The sequence below is a fragment of the Algoriphagus winogradskyi genome (assembly GCF_900182815.1).
Lineage (GTDB): Bacteria > Bacteroidota > Bacteroidia > Cytophagales > Cyclobacteriaceae > Algoriphagus > Algoriphagus winogradskyi.
The window spans coordinates 69,650-90,720 of the sequence record NZ_FXUA01000009.1 but is presented as its reverse complement, the minus strand read 5'-3'; the positions used below and the strand labels follow the sequence as shown (position 1 = coordinate 90,720).

Genomic DNA, 21,071 nt, shown 5'->3' with positions numbered 1-21,071 from the left:
AAAAACTCAGCGTACTCATAGTTAAAAAAAACGCCACTTGAACTTTCAAATGGCGTTGATTAAAATCCGAAATCATACATCGGAACCCCGAAATCGATTTACTTCTCCAAATCCAGAATATCTCCAATTTTATTGATTTCAGTCATATCATTAGACAGTCCTTGCCCGTCGCTTGCGGCAATTTTTTCGCGGAAAGCGCTCAAATTGGAGATGTATCCATCCAGTGCAGATAAGATATTGTCTTTGTTCTCAGTGAAAATAGGTGACCACATTGCTGGACTTGACTTCGCTAGTCGAACTGTGGAGGCAAAGCCAGAACCCGCCATATCGAAGATGTTTTTCTCATCTGCCATTTTCTGCAAGACAGTTTTGCCCAGCATAAAAGAAGAAATATGCGAAAGGTGAGACACAAAAGCCAAGTGGCGGTCATGCTCCTCTGGATCCATAAATCTCAATTTTAGATTCAGAGCATCAAATAGCTCATAAGCTTTCTCTTTCAGACTTAGGTCAGTTTGTTCCAGCTCACAGATGATCATGACTTTGCGATCTAGCAAATCCCCAAAAGCTGCTTTTGGTCCCGAATACTCCGTACCGGCAATCGGGTGAGCGGCGAGGTATTGCTTTCTTTTTGGGTGTTGAGCCACCATGGCACAAAGTTTAGCTTTCGTAGATCCCACATCAAAAACCAGAGTGTTTTCACCGACCTGATCCAGAGTTTTGAGTAGAAGATCTCCCAAGGTATCTGCTGGAGTTGCTAAAATAACGATGTCAGTATCAGCAGCAGGAGTATCTTTAGCTTCCTGGATAATTCCAAGATTCAATGCATCCTGCAAATTCTTCTCATCAGCATCAGTTCCTGTGATGAAAATCTCCGGAAATTTGTCCTTTGCCGCCAAGGAAAAAGAGCCTCCCAGAAGTCCTAAGCCGATAATATGTATTTTTTTCATGTGTCTATTTTTTAATTTTTTTCTGCTTTTCTCAAAGCTTAATTATATGCTTAATTCTGGTATTGAGGCCTCTTCTGTCTCCTGTCTTCGGTCTTCCAGCCCATGAACCAAAGAAATTTAAGCCAATAATAAAAATGCGGTTAAGATATTACTTAATCCTGTTTATTGCTTCCAAAATCTTGAACTCAGGCATACATAGCGAAAAGCGAACGTAGCCTTCTCCGGCTGATCCAAAGATTTTTCCGGGAGTTATGAATATGTTTTTCTCATAAAGTAACTCGTCAACCACCTGATCTGCCGTCTTTCCTTCCGGCACTTGGCACCAGACGAATAGTCCTGCTGCTTTGGTGTCGTAGGTCAGATTAAGCTTGTCTGCAAGTTTCCACACCAATTTTCTGCGGCTTTGGTAAGTGCTTTCAATATCAGAAAACCAACTTTCCCCTAAATTCAAAGCGGCTATTGCTCCTTTCTGAATTCCCAGAAACATCCCGGAATCCATGTTGCTTTTCACCTTCAAGACTTTTGCTATCCAGTCTTCCCGACCTGCAAGCATTCCGACTCGCCAGCCTGGCATATTGAAAGCCTTACTTAGTGAATTCAATTCCATTGCAACATCCTTAGCTTCAGGGATTGATAAAATACTGATTGGCTCCTTCGTCAAAATGTGACTGTAAGGATTGTCATGAAGCAAGACGATTTGATGCTTTTTGGCAAAAGCTACCAACTCCTGTAAAATAGCTTTGTTTCCAGGTGCGCCAGTTGGCATATGAGGATAGTTTATCCACATGATTTTTACCTTACTAAGGTCTTGACTTTCCAGCTCTTCCAGATTTGGTCTACCTGCCCTTGTCAGGTCAATCCCATAATATTTCGGTTGTGCACCAACCAAATTACTCACTGAAGTATAAGTAGGATAGCCTGGGTTTGGTATCAATACCTCATCTCCTGGATTCAAAAAAGTCATGCTTAAATGCATGATTCCTTCTTTGGATCCCATCATAGGGAGAATTTCTTTGTTAGGGTCCAAGGTGACACCATACTCTCTTGAATAAAAGGAGGCAATGGAAGTTCTGAGCTGCGGGATTCCCTGATAATTTTGGTAACCATGAGCTTGGGAATTTTCGGCTGTGCTTTTCAGCGCATCTATCACAAGTTTGTCAGGAGCCAAATCAGGGCTTCCAATTCCTAGGTTAATGATAGGTTTTCCATCAGCAATCATCTGATTCACCTCACGTAGTTTGGAGGAAAAGTAATATTCCTCTACACTACTCACTCGATCTGCAAAGCCCTTCATTATTTTCTACTTAGGTATTCCCCAAAAATTTTCACTTCACCAAAGCTAGCTCGAATTTCTTCAATTGTCTGAGTGAAGACGCTATGATCTTCAAAAACCAGATCGATGAAAAATGCATATTCCCAAGGTTTTTCAATTACAGGAATCGACTGGATCTTACTTAGATCAATTCCTTTCTCAGAAATCAAGGTTAGCAATTTTGCCAGCCCACCTTTTTGATTTTGAATGGTGACTTTAATTGATGCTTTGTTTACAGCTTCAACAGCTTCGACTGATTCTTTTTGAAGGATAATAAAGCGGGTAAAATTGCTTTTAACCGTCTGAATATCCGGCGCAATAATTTCCATTCCATAGATCTCAGCAGCAATACTCGAAGCAATTGCAGCTACTCCCTTCCAGTTTCCGGCAGCTATATCTCTTGCTACAGAAGCCGTATCGGTATCTTCTTTAAGTGCGATATGTGGATGCTGCGCAAAAAAGGCCTTGCACTGCAAAAGAGCCATAGGGTGGGAGCGAACTTCCGAAATATCCTGAATAGTTTGGCCAGGAAGAGCCATAAATTGATGCCCAATAGGAAGGTAATATTCGTCTCGAATGCTCAGGCCATAGCGATCTATTAGATCATAATTTGGCAAAATCGCACCGGCAATGGAGTTCTCAATTGCCATCACGGCAAAGTCTGCATCGCCATTTGCTACAGCTCTTGCTACCGGTTCGAAGGTGGTGAAATCTAGGATTTCTATGTCTTCACCGAAATTGCGCAGAGCAACTTGATGATGAAAAGAGCCAGGAACTCCTTGAATGGCTATTTTAAGTTTATTCATTTTACTAAAGACTCTTTTTTTATTTCAAACAAAAATAACTCCTCTTCACTAGTTGGTAATTTGGTCGTTCCAGTCAAAGTCAAACCCAGTTTTTCCAATAGCTTTTGTGAAACCAAATTATTTTTAGAAGTAACAGCACTCAGTCTTTCAAGACCAAATTCAGTGAATGCAAGTGTTTTTAATTTTTCAGCGGCTTCAAAAGCATATCCTCTTTTTTCAAATTTTGTCAACAGCGCATACCCAATATCTATGCCTTCTAATCCATCTCTATCGTACAAGCCACATGTTCCAACTTTCGTATGATTATTTTTGGTGACAATTGTGTAAGTAGAATAACCGAGTTTTTCCAGTTGAGGAAGCATATTATTTAAAATATACTCCTTTGCCATGTCCACAGATTTGATATTTCTTTCTCCTATGTTTTCGATGAATGTGGGCAGGTTGAAAAGCTCATAGATGAATTCTGCATCCTCTACCGATATAGGAACGAGCAGAAGTCTTTCAGTTTCAAAAATTTTATGATTTCCCACAATGATTTTACAGAGCTTAGAATCTCCTTATGATTGGCTGACGATGGATATTCCTGCAAGCTGGCAGTGTTTCCAGAAACTTGGATAAGATTTATCCACCACGGATGGATCTTCAATACTTACGCGCGTCTTGGTGATCAAAGGCATAAAAGCCATAGCCATCCTGTGGTCATCGTAAGTATGTATTTTCACTTCAGGAGGCATGGTCACTGAAGGAATCACCTGATAAACTTCCGGTTCGATTTCCTTCAAGTCAGCATTGAACTTCGCCAGCTCTTGCTGCAAAGCGTAGATTCTATCTGTTTCTTTGATTTTCAAACTTTCCAATCCTGTGAACGTCGCGTTTTGTCCTAGAATCGCGCATGTCACAGCGATAGTTTGCGCTAAGTCTGGGCAATGTGTGAAATCCCAATGTCTTAACCCTTTCACTGCTTGTTTTTCCAATAAGACGCCACCATCCTTAAAAGTGCTTTTCACGCCTAGTTGCCCCATGATTTCCACCACGGCAGAGTCTCCTTGAAGACTATTTTCTTTCAAGCCAGAAAGAAAAAGCTCTCCGGAATCAGCACAGGCTAATAAGCTGAACCAGTATCCAGCGCCTGACCAGTCGCTTTCTACTGCGAACGTGGTTGGTTGATATGCTTGATGTGCAACGGATATTTTATTTTCTACCCATTCATAGCTGATCCCAAATTGAGACATGGAATCCAAGGTCATTTCAATGTAAGAACGCGATCCTACCTTTCCTTCCAATTCGAGTTCCAAGCCTTGAGGCAATAAAGGCGCGATCATGAGAATGGCAGAAATGTATTGACTGGAAACATCCCCTCGTATTTTTACTTGATTGCTCTTCTGCTCAGAAAGTCCATGAATTGCCATAGGTGGGTATCCTTCCACACCTAAATAATGAATTTCAGCTCCTAAAGTTCGTAGCGCATCTACCAAAATCCCGATTGGACGCTCACACATTCGTGGAGTTCCAGTCATGACTTTGTTTTGATTGGTGATGGCAGCATAAGCTGTCAAAAATCGCATTGTCGTTCCTGCGTCCAAGACATCAAAAACTGGTGGGTTTTTCTCCAGCAAGGAGATCATAGTCTGCGTATCACGAGCCTCGGCGAGATTGCTGAGTTCGTTTTTGCCTTCTGTCAGCGCATCAATTATAAGAACTCTATTTGATTCACTTTTCGAAGACGGAAGTGGGATATGTGTAGCCGAAAAATCTGTTTTCTGAGCCAGATGAATCGTTTCCTTGGTTTCAGTAGTCAAAATATTGGTAATTAGGTCTGAGGTAAATTTTGGTAATAATGGATTGCTTCCCGGATTTCTTCCCGTGTGATTGGAATATTATAAGTGCAATCGCCGATCGAACGGAGTAAAGAAAACATCAGTTCTTTGCCTTCATTTTTCTTGTCTTGCAGGCAGAAATCAAGGACCGCAGGCAGGTCAGTTTCCAGGATTTCTATTTTGCCATAAACTTTCAAAAAGGCAGCCTGGATTTGCTCCACTTCTGCCATCGAAAGGTTTAATTTCTTGTGTGAAAGCCATGCTTCGCAAATCATTCCAACTGCTATGGCTTCTCCGTGTAATAAATGTCTAGGTCCATCCAAAAAGTACGTTTCAAAAGCATGTCCAATTGTATGCCCAAAATTCAAGATTTTGCGCAAGCCTGCTTCTTTAGGATCTTCTTTGACCACGGCTTTTTTGATCTCCACAGAATGATGGATCAAGGGAGTCCAGTAGGATTTTTCCCAGTGTTCAAAATCCAAGCTTTCGAAATATTTTTTATCCCGAATCAAACCGTGCTTGATAATCTCAGCAAAGCCAGATCTTAATTCGTGCTGGGGTAAAGTTTTTAAAAATTCGGATGCTACAATGACCGTTTCTGGTTCATTGAATACGCCCAAGTGATTTTTCAATCCTTCGAAATCCACTCCTAATTTTCCGCCAACACTAGCATCTACTTGGGAAAGTAGGGTAGTAGGCATGTTGATAAAACGGATTCCTCTTTTGTATATGCTGGCGCAAAAGCCACCCATATCGCCCAAAACGCCGCCTCCTATATTGATGAAAAGAGCTTTTCTATCAAGCTGCGCTTCGGTCATCGCAGCCCAGATATTCATACAGGTAGCGATGGTTTTGTTTTTTTCGCCAGAATCAATCGTATAAAAAGTGGTGTTGGAAGGAAAAACTTCTTCAACCAAGGGTAGGCAATGCTCCTTGGTGTTTTCATCTGTCAGAATAAAAAGACTTGAAAATTTGATCTCACCGAGTACGGCAGTCAAATCGACAGATGCATTTTCAGAAAAGATAATTGAGTTCACGAAGAAGAAATTTTACTGAACTTAAAATTAGAGTAAAAATCTGAGGAGAAATATTCCCCTCAGATTTACTAAAAGCTCAGTGATTATGAATTTACTTTTTTACTGGATCAGCTTCTCTTAGCTGCTTTTCTTGACGCTTTACTGACTCTTCGTGAATACAATAAAGCAACTCCTTCATGAATTTCTCGCTAAGATTCTTTGCAACGCCTTTTTGAGTACGGCTCTCCATCACATCTTTCCAGCGATCAGACTGAAATACGGATAGATGATGCTCTCTTTTATGCGCACCGATTTGATCGATCACTGCAAATCTCTCCTGAAGGATATCCAACAATTGATCATCCATGTGGTCAACAGCCCTTCTTAAGTCGTTCAGACGCTCACTTGGCTGCTCAGATTCCATTGGTTTTTTGAAATCTATAGCAGATAGAATTTCTTTCAATCGTGCTGGAGTCACTTGCTGCTTAGCATCAGACCAAGCTTTGTCCGGATCGTGGTGAGTTTCGATCATCAAACCATCCAAACCGAAATTCATTGCCTTCTGGGAGATTTCAAGAATTCCATCTCTCTTTCCAACGATGTGAGAAGGATCGTTGATTACTTCCATTCCAGTCCAAACACGCTTTAAGTGCATTGGCATAGACCAGTTTGGTTTGTTTCTGAATCTCTTGTCGTATGCATCAGAGAATCCTCTGTGAATCGCAGCTAACTTAGTAAGTCCTACGGCATGGAATCTTTCCAAAGCACCCATCCAAAGATCAAGATCTGGATTCATCGGATTTTTCACCATCACTGGGATATCAGAACCTGCCAATGCATCAGCAATTTCCTGAACTGCAAATGGGTTGACAGTAGTTCTAGCGCCTACCCAAACCACGTCTACATTATTTCTAAGGGCGATTTCAGCATGAGCTGCATTTCCTACTTCTACAGTGATCGGAATGTTCAAGTGGTGACGAACGATCTCCATCCACTTCAATCCTTCTTCCCCGATGCCTTCGAAGCTTCCTGGTCTAGTTCTAGGCTTCCAGATTCCTGCTCGAAACATAGAAGGGATGACATTATTTTCCTTCATCTCGATACAAATCTGTTCGATTTGTTCTGGAGTTTCAGCGGAGCAAGGTCCTGCGATAATTGTTGGGCCTGTTAGTCCTAGGCCCCAGTCTTTGATTTGCTTGTGTTCTTTCATCATACTGAGCTTTAAATGAAAAAAGCCCGACTCTTTCGAATCGGGCTTTATGTGTTATATTTTGTTTCTAAGTTTAGGCAAGGCAATACACAACTCCGATTCGATTTTGTCTTCGAAAGTAAAAGTAAAAGAAGCTAAAATATGTCGCTGCTGTGTTTAACATGTGCCAAATGTAAAGTGGTGATTTTTAAAATCAAAATTAATTTTTTGCCACAGGTATTATTTAATCGGCAAAGATTCAGGTGATTTGTTGAATATTTCTAAATCTTGACAAAATATTCAGTGCTTTCGGAATTATATTTTGACTTATATGAAAATACTTCTCTTTAGAGCTGTGAAATATTTTTTGGAATAATTTAAAAATGCTGGCAGGGTTTAAGGAGAAAGGATATTGGTTTTAGAAAGAATAAGCGTCTGGGTAAAATTTTACTTTTACTTGCAATGAATCACATAAGGAAACAAGCAATTGCTTTTCTTCAGTCTCTAATGCCTACAATACAGTCGCTTTTCACTGGTTCAATTATCCCAACAAAACCAACCCAAAAGCAGTTTTTTTGATATCTTTGCAGCTTTATTTCTGGAATATGCCCGCCAAACCCACTATTTCTTTTGACAACTTAAAAGTTGCCTTTGCCTCAAAAAGTGACGCAGAACTGAAGAAAATGCATTTAGTCTTTGCCATGTTGAACAATAAATTTGTCTCAGATATGGGGATTGCACTGACCAAAATCGGTTTTGCGCTTCATTTGCCAATCAAAGGTATTATGAAGCAAACTATGTTTGGGCATTTCTGTGGGGGTGAAACAATCTCAGAAACTATCGAAGATTGTAAAAGTCTTGCCAAATTTGGAGTGGAGTCAATCCTGGACTACTCCGTGGAGGGAAAAGGCGACGAAGAGAGTTTTGATAAAACCTGTGAGGAAATCCGCCAAACGATGGTGGAGTCTGCCAAGACTGATTATATGCCTTTTGGAGTAATTAAGGTTACCGGTTTGGGAGATTATCATATTCTGATCAAAATCCAAGCAGGTGAGGCTCTCGTTCCTGCCGAATATCAGGCGTATGAGCGTTGTAAAGCCCGAGTGGATCTACTTTGCAAAACTGCTTATGATTTAGGATTGAAGATCTTGATCGATGCAGAAGAGTCATGGTTTCAAGATGTGGTCGACACGCTGACCTATGAAGCCATGGAGAAATACAATAAGGAAAGATGTGTGGTATATAATACATATCAGATGTATCGCCACGACATGCTGGGGAGATTGAAGGAAGCTAAAGTTTTGGCAGATGAACTTGGGTTTCTTTTAGGAGCTAAGTTGGTACGTGGTGCATACATGGAGAAAGAGGCAGAGAGAGCGGAAGAAATGGGCTATCCTAGTCCTATTCAACCTAGCAAATCGGCTACTGATACAGACTATAATCTAGGTGTGGAGTTTTGCATTGCTAATGGAGTATACTTAGTAAGTGGATCGCATAATGAAGCAAGTAACCATCTCGTAGTTGAGCTGATCGAAAAGTATGGAATTGACAAAAAGTCTGACCGTGTTTTCTTTGCTCAGCTTTATGGGATGAGTGATAATATTTCCTTTAATCTAGCAGATGCAGGTTATCGGGTTTTGAAATACGTGCCTTATGGACCTGTGGAAAAGGTAATGCCATACCTGATCCGTAGAGCTTCTGAGAATTCCAGTATAGCTGGTCAAAGCAGTCGCGAGTTTTCGATGATCAAGAAAGAAGTGGAGAGAAGGAAGAAGGAGAAATAAAAGGCTTGATGTCCGATGTCGGGTGACCGATGTTTGCCAAGTAAAGTGAAAAGTGTGAGGTAGAAAGTGAAAAGGTGGTAAAGTGACAAGGTTCTGACGAACACCGGGTATCGGTCATCTGACACCCAACAATAATATAGACAACAAATCTCAAATCAATACAAATGCAACTTTTGAGCGAACAGGAAATAGAAAGACGTAAAGATCGGGAAGAACTGATGAAGCTAGGGATCAATCCCTATCCAGCTGAGGCGTTTCCGATCAATGTCACCACCGAGGATATTCATCGTAACTATGAAAATCGCAAGAATGACTACAAGAGCATTTCAATAGCAGGTCGATTGATGAGCCGTAGAATCATGGGTTCAGCTTCCTTTGGCGAGATCCAAGACGCTACTGGTAGATTACAGTTTTACGTTCGTCGCGATGATATTTGCGAAGGCGAAGACAAGACCTTATATAATACAGTTTTCAAAAAGCTTCTGGGAATTGGTGATTTCTTAGGGCTGAAAGGCTATATTTTCACTACGCAGACTGGAGAGATTTCTCTTCACGTAACTGAGTTGACCGTGCTTTCTAAATCTGTAAAGCCACTTCCGGTGGTGAAAAGAGACGAAGACGGCAATGTCCACGATGGATTTACCGATCCTGAGATGAGATACCGTCAGCGCTATGTGGATTTGACCGTGAATCCTGAGGTGAAGAAGACCTTTATTACTCGCTCTAGAATTATCACTCAGATGCGTCGCTATTTTGATGATCATGGATGGCTGGAAGTAGAGACCCCAATCCTGCAAGCTGTGCATGGTGGGGCTGCAGCGCGTCCATTTGATACGCATCACAATACTCTGGATATGCCACTTTTCCTGAGAATTGCGAATGAGCTATACCTGAAGAGATTGATCGTAGGTGGATTTGATGGGGTGTATGAGTTTGGGAAAATGTTCAGAAATGAAGGCATGGACCGCACGCACAATCCTGAATTCACTTCCATGGAAATCTATGTGGCCTATAAAGACTACATCTGGATGATGGAAATGGTGGAAGAGCTAATCGAGCAGGTAACTGAAAAGATTCACGGCAAAACCAAAATCACAGTAGGTAATAATGAAATTGAATTTGCTGGTCCATATAGAAGATTAACTATGTATGATTCCATTAAGGAATATGCAGGTATCGACGTGAGCAAAATGGATGAGGATGGTCTTCGTAAGGTTTGCGCTGAGATGGGCATTGAGACCGATGCCACTATGGGCAAAGGCAAATTGGTGGATGAGATCTTCGGTGAGAAGGTGGAAGCTAATTTGATCCAGCCAACTTACATCACGGATTATCCTATTGAGATGACGCCTTTGGCGAAAAAGCATAGAACTGAGCCAGGTTTGGTGGAGCGTTTTGAGCTATTTGTTAATGGAAAAGAAATCGCAAATGCCTATACTGAATTGAACGATCCTATCGATCAGCGTGAGCGCTTTGAAGATCAGTTGAAATTGGCTGAGCGTGGTGACGATGAGGCGATGGCGATGGACGAGGATTTCCTTCGTGCCTTGGAATATGGAATGCCTCCAACCTCAGGATTGGGTATTGGTATTGATCGTTTGACTATGTTGTTGACAAATAATACTACTATTCAGGAAGTATTGTTCTTCCCTCAGATGAGACCTGAGAAAAAGCAGGTGGAAATGACTGAAGAAGAAAAAGGCATTTTCGAATTGCTGAAAGCAGAGTCTCCTGTGGCTATCGCTGATCTGAAAGGAAAAGCTGGACTAAGCGGAAAGAAATGGGATGTAGCGATGAAAGGCCTAACAGGCAAGGGTGTCGCCAAAGTGACTAAAGAAGGTGATTCGATCACTGTATCACTAGTTGACTAATCCAGATTGATATAAAAGTAAAAACCGGGCTGCGAGGCTCGGTTTTTTTTGTGGCTGGGTTTTTACCGCGGTGGGCGCGGAGTTTTGCGCAGAGAGTCGCGAAGGGGTTAAGCTCAAAGAAAGAGTGTAGGCGATATAGTTAGTCTTGCTACTGTCAAAGAGCCTAAGCTCTGTCGCCGTGAATGTCTTCACCCAAGGTTTTCCAAATCACCCGCGATGAAGGCTACTTCCCTTTCCAAAATTAATTGGAATGAAATTTTCAATACCTCATTAACAGATAGCCACCAACTTCAACTTTTAATGAGAACTTTTAAGAATTACCTTAGCCTCTTTTCGGCCCTTTTTCTCTTGAGTTTAGGATCCTGCGCCATCAATCCAGTAACGGGAAAAAAGCAACTTGTTCTGATGTCTGAAGCTCAGGAAATTGCTATGGGACAGCAATCGGATCCTGAAGTGGTTGCTTTTTTTGGGCTTTATGAAGACCCAGAACTCCAAGAGTTTATTACCACTAAAGGATCTGAAATGGCTGCGATCTCACACCGGCCAAAGTTGGCCTATGAGTTCAAAATAGTCGATTCACCTGTGATTAATGCCTTTGCCTTGCCGGGTGGCTTTGTTTATTTTACCCGCGGTATCATGGCGCATTTTAACAATGAAGCCGAGTTTGCCGGAGTGCTGGGACATGAGATAGGTCACGTGACTGCCAGGCACTCAGTGATCCAGCAACGAAACCAGATTTTGGGACAAATAGGTCTTTTGGCAGGAATTATTTTGGTGCCTGAACTTGGTCAGTTTGTAGACCCTCTCTCCCAAGGAATGCAATTAGCTTTATTGAAGTTTGGTAGAGATGCTGAGAGACAGTCAGATGAGCTAGGTGTGGAATATTCTTCCCAGATCGGGTACGATGCCAGAGAAATGGCTGACTTTTTTGAGACTCTGGAAAGACAGCAAACAAATACCGGAGCGGATGAAATCCCACCTTTTCTTTCCACCCACCCATCCCCAGTAGAACGAAATGCAACCGTGGAAGTGCTTGCGCAAAAGTGGCAGGATAAGTCCAAATTGACCGAGTTTGAAATAAATCGAGATAGTTACCTAAGGAAAATTGATGGCTTGATTGTGGGTGCAGATCCCAAACAAGGCTTTGTGGAGAACAGTGCATTCTATCATCCAGTTTTGAAAATCCAGTTTCCTATCCCAACTGGGTGGCAGCATCAAAATTCTCCACAACAGTTTCAAATGGCGCCAGCAGAAGGCGATGCGGTAATGATTCTCACCTTAGCTTCTGGATCTAACCTAGAGGAGGCTGCGAATGCAATTTTAGAAAATTATGGATTGACGCTGGTAGAATCTAAGAAAGAAACTATCAATGGAATGCCTGCAGTTCTGTTGGTTGGGGATCGTCTACAGGAGCAAGCAGCTACGCTTCGAGTCCTTTCTTCTGTTATTGAGTTTGAAGGGAATATTTACAGTCTCATGGGAGTGACGGATATAGCTAATTTTAATTCGTATCAGCCCCTATTTTCTAAAACCATCAGAGACTTCAAGGAATTACGGGATTCGGAAAAGCTTAATCGTAAACCAGATATAATTAAGATCAAGACTTTGCCAAATGTTATGTCACTAGAAGCTGCCTTTAGGTACTACGGAATGCCGGCGGAGAGATATGAGGAGCTTTCTTTGTTGAATGGGATGCACCTGACAGACCAGCTGAGTAAAGGGATGCTAATCAAGCTAATTGGTAAGTAATTTCTGGTTTGTACCAGTAATTTGGTGTCTCTAATAAAATCAAATGAGCGGAAAGTAAATGCTGATTTCTGTGCCATTCCCCGGAGTACTTTCAGCGCTTATGTATCCTCGGTGGTTTTTCATTATTTTCTTACAAAGAGCCAATCCCACTCCTGATCCACTGTATTCTGTGGCTAGGTGGAGACGGGTGAAAATATTGAAAATTGACTCTGCATATTTCTGGTCAAAACCAATCCCATTGTCAATCACCTTGATCAGATAATACGGTTCGTCTTTTTCAGTTGGATAATTTACTGGCTTTGGCGCTGATTTCACCTTTACTCTAATTGGCTCGTATGCTTTCGCATACTTAATAGAATTTGAAATCAAATTAGAAAAGAGCTGTTTTAGAAAAAATGGTACGCCCAGCACCGTTGGTAATTCATCCAATTGGATGGTGTTAGGATCAGAATCATCACCAAGTTCTCGCGCTACTTCTCCTACTAGTTTGCTTAAATCTACCCGTTCAAAATCCTCTTCAGAATATTTCAGGCGCGTGTATTTTAGGATGTCCTGAAGCAAAGTTCGCATTCGCTCTGCGGAAATATTAAGGCGCTTAAGGGATTTTTGAACGTTTTCGGGGACCTCATCTTCGTAAAGTAAATGAGATGAAATCAGCTGCATCTTACGCAACGGCTCCTGAAGGTCATGCGAGCTGATCCAGTTCATGTTTTCAAGTTCAGCATTTGCCTCTCTGAGCATTTCGCTGAGCTTGCGATATTTTTGTTCCTCCTGTGTGATTTTGATTAAGTTAATTTGGCGCTGCAGTCCATTAGCATAGGCCGCCGCTGTGTCCAACTCAGGTTGGAGCCAAGGTTTGCTGGTACAATCCACGATTTCCTTCCATAATTCGAAGGAATTTCTAGGAGACAAGCCCTTTTTATCCAGAATGATAGACTTGCTCGGATCCCCGGCCCAGTTTACTTCCTTTTTAGTTTCCGATCTATACCAGATTATACAATTGTCGCCTTCTACATCCAGTGAATGATAAATTGCTCCTGGGGTGTTTTCGCAGAGTGATTTAAAATCTGGTAGTAAATCCAACAATTTGCTGGTGCTGATATTCGTGTTTTCAGTGTATTCTGCAAAATAGCTTGCTAAGAATTTCACCTCATCGTCTGAAGGGGTAACACCATTGCTGTAGACTTTTCCTTCAAAAAACAAAGAAACGCCATTTGCATTGCAAAGGCCGATAAGTTCTGGCTGCTTAATCAGTTTTGCTAAGGATTCTGCCCCTTCAGTAAGTTCGAAAGCATCTATTTTATCGTAGGAAGCATTGACTTTTCTGGAAACCTCATATTCTTCATTGGATTGCCTTACATCAATCTGGGAAGTGATGAAATGCCCCTGAAGCTGTGCCGCCAACCTCAATTCTGGCGTCAGGTTTTTAGGCGAATAATGATGACAGGCAATGAGACCCCAGAGTCTTTGTTTATAAATCAGAGAGATCGTCAATGTAGCACCTACGCCCATATTGTGCAGGTATTGCACGTGGATGGGAGATGTACTGCGTAAAATAGCAAGGCTGAGATCTAGGTTTTTGTCTTTCTGATCATCTATAGTGTAAATCGGAACTGGGGAATAATCAATATCTGTGATTATCCTCAATAGGTTTTTCATGTAAAGCTCTCTTGCCTGTGGCGGGATATCCGTGTGAGGATAATGTAATCCCAAAAATGGCTCAAGGTCCTCTCGACAGCTTTCTGCAAATACCTCCCCATTGTAATTATCATCAAATCGATAGATCATCACCCGGTCATACCCAGTGATTTCTCGGGTTCCTTTCGCTACCAGACTACAAAGATCTTGAAGGCTCTGAGTGGTATGCATGTAGGAAAGGAATTGCGAGGTGTGATCATATACCTCATTTGCCTTTTTGACTTTTGAATTGATCGGTTCAGCTTCTATGATGATCGTAGAATTGCTTTTGTGCACAGTGCAAAGAAATTCCTTTTCTAGAAGTGTAGTTTTAAGTAGGAGCGAGGACAGCATCCTGTCATTGGAAATGTAATCCAGTAATTCTTTTTTGGCTTTTTCTCCAAAAGCGACACCGAATGCTTTTCCCAATAACTCTGTATGCGCTATACCAATATATTCAAGGGTATTTGCGCTGCAGTAGTCAATTAGAAGCGAGTCTTCCTTCAGACCGATAAGAAACCCATTAGGTTGAATGCTGCCGGGAATGTGGATAGGTTCCTGTTCACAATTTGTGAGGTTTACAATTTCCCTATTAACAATGTCCTTTACCTTCATATTACCTATAGCTCGGACTCACTTTGAAAGTGAGTTTTGATTGCTTGAAAAGTATAGTTAGCCCCCTCAATAATCTTTTCCGAAGTATTATGATTTTTTTCGTAGGCTACAAGTGTAGTCATGAAGTTTTTCCAAAACAATCCAGTTTCTTCGCCATATCCGGAAAAATAAGCAGCTCCAGACTGATTGTCGTATCCTAGTGTTTTGTGTATGTGCTTGTAAATCACTCGCCCACCAAGCGTTGAGCCCTCTATCACATACAGCATACCCAAGGCAAAAGCAGTTGAGATTTGCTTGTCTAGGTTTTTGAAAACGGGGGCGGATTGCGTTTTTATATAGCTAAGGCTATTGAAATCCTGCTCCAATAAAGGAGTTTTAATTCGCTGAGAAAGATCGGATAGCTCAGTGTAAAGTAGTGGGAAAATTAAGGTCTCTACTTCCTTAATCACATCATGCATGCGATGCAAATACTCCATGTAATCCCTAGTGGAAATGTCTTCCTTCAGGATTGCTTTAGAAAGAGGAAGATCCTCCAACTCTTGATGGAGAATTGAAGTTTCAACTTTCAATCTCTGAGGAAAAGTACTAGTGAAAACTGCGTTACTCATGCAGGCAAACTGTTAATTATTGTTGTAGAGGTAATTAGTATTGTCAGCACTGAAACTACTCCAATTGATCTTAAGCGTGTGCTCTATAGACTTGCGAAGAAGCTTGAAGTTTTCTGCTTTTGGTAGGTAATAGTTTGCTCCTAATACCTTTGTTTTCTCTATGACAGATTTATCCTGAGTAGTAGAAAACATAATTATTGGCAAAGCAGCGTGCTTTTCTGATTTTCTTACGATCTGTAATACTTCCAAACCACTCATTCCGGGCATGTTAATGTCCAGGAAAAGCAGGTAGGGAGTCGGAGGAGGGTTGTCAAGTGCATGAAGCAATTGATTTCCGTCCATATGAGTTACCACCGCATAATCGTCGGTAATCATATTTACAATAGTCTTGAAAAATTCCAAGTCATCAATGTCGTCATCAGTATAAAAGATTGTTAACTTTTCGTTCATGGTAAAGATTTACTAGTAGCCTTCTATTTCAAGGCCACTACAAATATATTAGAAATATAATGGAGTAACTATGGAATTGGATCGACGGTATGTCGGTCAAATAGCTGGGTTTAGGAAATTATAAAATCAGTGAATTAGATTTTATCTGGTAATCAAACTCCAGTGGAGTTAGCCTTGAGGAATTAAGATTATTTTAATTAAGATCCTTGGGCGTCTGCATAGCCAAACACCTTTTGCAACAAAATAGTGCTCCGGGCTGCTACATTTTCCCGGATTTTCAATTCTTCTTTAGCAATTTCATAAAAAAGACCTTCTATTGCCTTTTGTGTGACATACTTGGATAGATCGGCTTCGATCGGAGTCATCAGCGGAATTTTATTATATCGTGTCACTACATCGGACCAGTATTTGGTCGCTCCTACTTTAGTCAGGCTACTTTCAATAATTGGTTTGAATTTCCCTTCTAGCGAGGCCGTCGTTTTATTTTCAAAATATTGCGTAGCAGCATTATCAGCACCTAAAAGAATGTTCTTAACATCAGTGATGCTCATTTCTTTGATTGCTGCTACAAATATCGGCTTAGCTTCTATGGCAGCATCTTCAGCGGCGCGGTTTACACTTGTGATTACCTGATCACAAAGACTGCCTAAGCCCAGAGAGCGAAGCGTGTTCTCGACCTTTTTCGCTTCTTCAGGGAAAGCAATTTTGATAGCCAAATTTCCCAAGTATCCATCCTCTTTTGAAAGACGCTCTGAAGCATAGCTGGTTCCAAATTCCAATGCCTCTTTTAGACCTGAATTGATTTCAGCATCCGTTGGAGTGCCGAAGTCTAAGCCTTTGCTCAGTTGAGTTAGTGTTTCGCAGCTTCCAAGAAAAAGGGCACTGGCTAATGCAAAAGTGAAGGAAAGTTTTTTGAATTTCGTATTTTCTAATTTCATGGGAATTATCTTAAGTAAGCCTATTTCCATTCAACAATGATACCTCAATTAAATTTGAGGGTAATTGTTACTAGAATATATACTAATCTAGAAGCATTTACAAAAATCATTATTTTCATTTTCTTAAACAAAAGCTTATATTTTTTGAGATATGGCAATTATTACTTAAAATAGCTGATAAACTGTTAATGAAATGAATCTTAGACTTAATTCAGAATTCGGTACCCTCAAAGCAGTTTTGATGCATAGACCCGGGAAGGAAATTGACCGGTTAACTCCCTATAATAAGGAATTTTTGCTGTTTGATGATGTGCCATATCTGGAAGCTTTGCAGCAGGAACACGATGCTTTTTCCAATCTAATCAAGGAATCTACGGGTGCTACGGTCTATCAACTACGGGAATTATTGATTCGAGTGCTTTATGATCAGAAAATGCTGCTTCAATTGATGCGAGAATCATTGAAGAGATCAGGCATGGTCCATTTGGCAGAAGACATACTGGAGCGTTATTCTACTGCCGAATGTGCAGGGATTTTGACAGCTGGATTGAAGGTGCATGAACTGCGGCGTAAAATACCTAAACTGAATGCTGGGGAGTTGATGGAATTTGCCTTTGTGATATCTCCTTGTCCAAACTTGTACTTTCAGAGGGATCCCATGGCTATAACTCCGGGTGGGGTTATTTTTTCTAGTATGAGAATGGAAGGAAGACAACGCGAGGCGGATTTACTTCGGACTATTTTTGAAAATCACATGGATTTTAAAGATAATATCCATCAACTATATCCAGTATTAGGGCATGATAATCCGCCGAGCATAGAAGGAGGAGATGTTATTATCTTATCTCAAAAGGCGGTAGCAATCGGAAATTCGGAGCGTACGGATGAAAAGGCAATCTACCATGCCGCAAAAGCACTATTAGCTGAAGGGACTGTGGAGCGTGTTTATGAAGTACACCTACCTCAGAAGCGGCAGTTTATGCATTTGGATACAGTATTTACAATTTTGGATGAGAATCTGGTGCTTACTTACCCTGATGCGATGAATGCAGTCTTGCAAACATCCCTTTATACCCTGAAAGAAATCAAGGATGACAAAGTGCACATCAAGCGAGAAGTGCTAAAAGAGTCACTATTGACTATTTTGGAAAGAGAGATTCCACATTTGGAAATTTTGCACACCGCAGCAGGAAATCCTGATTATGCGATGCGAGAGCAGTGGTTTGACGGTGCAAATGTTTTTGCCATCGGCCCAAGAAGAGTGATTTCCTACAATAGAAATATTCATACTAACCGGGCATTAAGAAATATGGGAGTGGAGGTATTGGAAATCCCATCTTCGGAGCTTTCCAGGGGCCTTGGCGGACCAAGATGCATGACCATGCCGATTAGTAGATCGCGAGTGTAGCGATTTCGGATGTTTGATTTCGGATCAGCGAACCTGATATTTACCTCAAGTAAGAATGGCAATTGATGGATGGGGAAATCTACATTTAATTCCTAGCACCAAAATCTGAAATGCAATCAAAACCCGAAATCGTCTAATTGTCAAAAAAGGATCGTCTCCTAGATACCTTCAAATCTTGAAGGATTGTTGATTTCACTCGAATGTCAATATTGTATGAAGTAAAGGCGCCAAAAGGAACCCAATAGACATTCATCTGCCAGCAGTGAAGATCTCTAGCTATACCTACCATTGTTTGGGTAAGCTTCTTGGTTTGGGCATCATAGCCTGTATTGAAGTTTACTGCCCACTTCTCAGAAAGTTTGAAATCACCACGTACGCTGAGAGTTTGCGTGACTCTCTTATTTCCGGATACCGGATTACTGTAAGATAATACATAGCCAAATGACATGTTCCAAGGAATATTCCAATCTATGTATTGACTAGGGTCAGTCGAGATTCTGTTAATCTCACTTTCTACAAATTCATTCATCACACCGCCTTGCTGCAAAAATTCATTGGTAAGCTCATCTCGTACTTCCCCAGGATTTTGCGCACTACTTGGGTTGATGGAGGCATTCATGTTTAGCGAAGCATTTCGAATGGATCCTAGCCCCTGTCCATTTTTCCAGGCAAATTGATTGATGGAGCGTGTGGCGTTAGAACCACTGGAATTAATATATGTCTCCGTGGCATAGGGGTCAAGCGTAGAACTCATATTCACCGAGAGCTTTCTGTCGAAAAAGCTGGTTCGAGCACTGATTCGGATGGGAGCTAGCTTAAATGAATCTGCAGCGAAATTATAGCTGGAGTTCAGGTCGATATTTTCAAGTAAAGGTATTTTCTTAGTAGCATTCTCTTGAGTAGAATCCTTTTTATCAATCACCTTTGCCTCTAATACACTTCGGATGCTAAATGCCATCGCTCTACTTTCTCCTAATGGAGCACCGCTATAGGAGAATCCTTGATACCTGTCAAACAAACGAGTGTCCCCATCATTATTAACTTTTACCTCTTGATAATACCCTAAAGAAGGATCTGAGAAATCAGGAGAAAAGTTTACACTCAAAGAAGGCTGAATATGCTGACGTATGGTCTGGATTTTCCCTTTTTTGAAGTTGAAAAATCCATAGATATTGGTATTCAAACTGAATGAGCTAGAATAAAAAGTAACTCTGTTAAATCCCTCTTCTATTATTTTATCCACTCGCTCTTCAGACGGGTTATAGAAATAATTAATCCTTTTCAGGTACCATAATTCAGTTAGGTTGGCAGATGCAGTGCCTGTGAAATATTTAAAAAGCCTGAAATTTGAGCTGATTGGAATTCTGTTTCTTGCGCCATTATTAGCATTCTGAAGTAAGTACCCAAAATTAGAAGGGGTGAAAGGTACCAAGTCAGGAGTATCTGTATTTTCAACTAAGTCAGGATCTACTCCGAATTCCTGAGTCACCTTATTGGTGATAGAATTTTGGAGGTCAAAGTTGTAGGCGATATTTAAGGTCTTGAGCGGTTCGAATTTCACATTTTTGAACGGACTCTGTCTATTCATACTCAAATTCATGGTAGGTAGACTTAATTGAACTTCTCCAGTCTGAACACTTTGGGAGTGTCTCATACTCGCTCCAAAGGAAAATGGAGTTCCCGTAAATGTCTTACTATAATTGATATTTGACGACAAATCCGAAGTTACGTTATTCGTGAAATTATTCGGATTAACGATATTGTTGAAGTAGCTCGTTGAGCCAGCATTTACAGAGGCTGAGAATCGGCTATTTCCACGTGATTCAGGGTTATGTGACCATTGAATTCTGAATGTGTTGTAATCGACAGGGTTCAGCTCTGTTTCTGGAGATTTGAACTTTTGGAAGTCAATATTGAAAGAGCCGCTAAATCTATATCGCTTTTTATACACAGATTGTGATTTCAAACCCCAGCCTCCATTAGAGTAGATGTCACCCGTTACCCTGGCGTGGATATAATCATTGATTGCAAAATAATAGCCTAAGTCACGAAGGTACAGTCCTCTTTTTTGCTCTTGACCGTAGCTTGGGAAAATCAATCCTGAGGCTTTTTCTTCCGGGGTATTTGGTATGATCCCAAAAGGTAGCCCAAGTGGCGTGGGGATGCCATTAAAGTAGAGATTGAAAGGGCCAGCTACTACTTGACCTCCTTCAATAGACTTGATTTTGTTTGCTGCCACATGATAATGTGGAGTAGTGAGTGTACAGGTCGTATAATAACCATTGGCTAAGTAAATACTCCCATCTTCTGTTTTTTTGATCGTTTCTCCTCTTAAAATACCGTCTTGCTGTTCCGTAACGACATCCTTGATAATAGCTTTTTGGGTTTTGAAATTATACTTCATCTCCTTCCTGATTTCATAGGAGGAGTTTCCATCCTTGAAAAATGGATTTCCTTTCACATTCCCCAAAGTATCCGTAACTCCGGAGGCGTAGAGCTCTGAGTTTTTCCAGTCAATAATGATCAAGTCAGCCTCCAAACGCATGGTACCATACTCGAACCAAGCTTGGTTATAGAGGTAAACTTTGTTTTCCGTGAAATCTGATACGATGCTATCTTCACCGTAATAAGTAATATCTGTGGTGATATCACTCCTGGGCATAATTTTTGTCGAATCAGTAAGTGCGAGCGTATCAGCAGTAGTGGACAAAGTGTCCATAGCCATCAATTCCCGAGAAAGTGGCATTAAAGAATCTGGAACGACTAGTGGTTTTTCTTCAAGCTTGCGGACTGGGTCTTGCGCAGTCGCTAACAGCGGAACAATCAATAGCCCAAAAAAGCAAAATAAAAAGAGCCTGAATCCCTGCACTGTTGCTTACGCTTT

The 21,071-nt window shown here is 41.1% G+C and carries 16 protein-coding genes; 4 read left to right on the top strand and 12 right to left on the bottom strand.

Annotated features, from left to right (window positions below; genetic code table 11):
- Nucleotides 1-98: 98 nt before the first annotated feature.
- The 7 genes from QOL76_RS18985 to QOL76_RS18955 form a co-directional block, all read right to left on the bottom strand.
- Entirely contained in the window at nt 99-947 is an 849-nt protein-coding gene (locus tag QOL76_RS18985) for a prephenate dehydrogenase (RefSeq protein ID WP_283414539.1), read from the bottom strand.
- A gap of 148 nt (nt 948-1,095) precedes the next feature.
- Nucleotides 1,096-2,241, bottom strand: coding sequence for a pyridoxal phosphate-dependent aminotransferase (locus tag QOL76_RS18980; RefSeq protein ID WP_283414538.1), 1,146 nt, complete (start codon nt 2,239-2,241; stop codon nt 1,096-1,098).
- On the bottom strand, nt 2,241-3,065 hold the full coding sequence (locus QOL76_RS18975) for a prephenate dehydratase (RefSeq protein ID WP_283414537.1): 825 nt from the start codon (nt 3,063-3,065) through the stop codon (nt 2,241-2,243). Before QOL76_RS18975 ends, QOL76_RS18980 begins: the two co-directional genes overlap by 1 nt.
- On the bottom strand, nt 3,062-3,595 hold the full coding sequence (locus tag QOL76_RS18970; RefSeq protein WP_283414536.1) for a GNAT family N-acetyltransferase: 534 nt from the start codon (nt 3,593-3,595) through the stop codon (nt 3,062-3,064). The genes QOL76_RS18975 and QOL76_RS18970 overlap by 4 nt, the downstream gene beginning before the upstream one ends.
- Nucleotides 3,596-3,622: 27 nt before the next feature.
- Nucleotides 3,623-4,864 (bottom strand): 3-phosphoshikimate 1-carboxyvinyltransferase, encoded by a 1,242-nt coding sequence (locus tag QOL76_RS18965; protein WP_377919211.1) that lies wholly within the window; start codon nt 4,862-4,864, stop codon nt 3,623-3,625.
- A gap of 11 nt (nt 4,865-4,875) precedes the next feature.
- Nucleotides 4,876-5,919 (bottom strand): 3-dehydroquinate synthase, encoded by a 1,044-nt coding sequence (gene aroB / locus QOL76_RS18960; protein WP_283414535.1) that lies wholly within the window; start codon nt 5,917-5,919, stop codon nt 4,876-4,878.
- A 91-nt stretch (nt 5,920-6,010) separates the two neighbouring features.
- A complete protein-coding gene (locus tag QOL76_RS18955) occupies nt 6,011-7,108 on the bottom strand; it encodes a chorismate mutase (protein WP_283414534.1) in 1,098 nt (365 codons plus the stop codon).
- A gap of 584 nt (nt 7,109-7,692) precedes the next feature.
- Here QOL76_RS18955 and QOL76_RS18950 point away from each other — a divergent pair.
- From QOL76_RS18950 to QOL76_RS18940, 3 genes are all read left to right on the top strand, one after another.
- Nucleotides 7,693-8,871, top strand: a complete 1,179-nt coding sequence (locus QOL76_RS18950; RefSeq protein WP_283414533.1) for a proline dehydrogenase family protein — start codon at nt 7,693-7,695, stop codon at nt 8,869-8,871.
- Nucleotides 8,872-9,035: 164 nt separating this feature from the next.
- On the top strand, nt 9,036-10,742 hold the full coding sequence (lysS, locus tag QOL76_RS18945) for a lysine--tRNA ligase (RefSeq protein WP_283414532.1): 1,707 nt from the start codon (nt 9,036-9,038) through the stop codon (nt 10,740-10,742).
- Between the two features lie 300 nt (nt 10,743-11,042).
- The gene (locus tag QOL76_RS18940; RefSeq protein WP_283414531.1) at nt 11,043-12,491 is read left to right on the top strand and encodes a M48 family metalloprotease; all 1,449 of its coding nucleotides are present in this window, start codon (nt 11,043-11,045) and stop codon (nt 12,489-12,491) included.
- A gap of 39 nt (nt 12,492-12,530) precedes the next feature.
- On the opposite strand, the gene QOL76_RS18935 is transcribed toward QOL76_RS18940, so the two are convergent.
- The 4 genes from QOL76_RS18935 to QOL76_RS18920 form a co-directional block, all read right to left on the bottom strand.
- The gene (locus tag QOL76_RS18935; RefSeq protein WP_283414530.1) at nt 12,531-14,783 is read right to left on the bottom strand and encodes an ATP-binding protein; all 2,253 of its coding nucleotides are present in this window, start codon (nt 14,781-14,783) and stop codon (nt 12,531-12,533) included.
- Between the two features lie 5 nt (nt 14,784-14,788).
- A complete protein-coding gene (locus QOL76_RS18930; RefSeq protein ID WP_283414529.1) occupies nt 14,789-15,391 on the bottom strand; it encodes a biliverdin-producing heme oxygenase in 603 nt (200 codons plus the stop codon).
- 12 nt (nt 15,392-15,403) lie between these two features.
- Nucleotides 15,404-15,841, bottom strand: coding sequence for a response regulator (locus QOL76_RS18925; RefSeq protein WP_283414528.1), 438 nt, complete (start codon nt 15,839-15,841; stop codon nt 15,404-15,406).
- Between the two features lie 197 nt (nt 15,842-16,038).
- Nucleotides 16,039-16,779 (bottom strand): DUF4197 domain-containing protein, encoded by a 741-nt coding sequence (locus QOL76_RS18920; RefSeq protein ID WP_283414527.1) that lies wholly within the window; start codon nt 16,777-16,779, stop codon nt 16,039-16,041.
- 193 nt (nt 16,780-16,972) lie between these two features.
- On the opposite strand from QOL76_RS18920, the gene QOL76_RS18915 reads away from it, so the two are divergent.
- Nucleotides 16,973-18,187: an arginine deiminase gene (locus tag QOL76_RS18915; protein ID WP_283414526.1), complete on the top strand. Its 1,215-nt coding sequence runs from the start codon at nt 16,973-16,975 to the stop codon at nt 18,185-18,187.
- 133 nt (nt 18,188-18,320) lie between these two features.
- Here the strand turns inward: QOL76_RS18915 and QOL76_RS18910 are convergent, their stop codons facing one another.
- The gene (locus QOL76_RS18910; RefSeq protein ID WP_283414525.1) at nt 18,321-20,933 is read right to left on the bottom strand and encodes a putative LPS assembly protein LptD; all 2,613 of its coding nucleotides are present in this window, start codon (nt 20,931-20,933) and stop codon (nt 18,321-18,323) included.
- Nucleotides 20,934-21,071 lie beyond the last annotated feature (138 nt).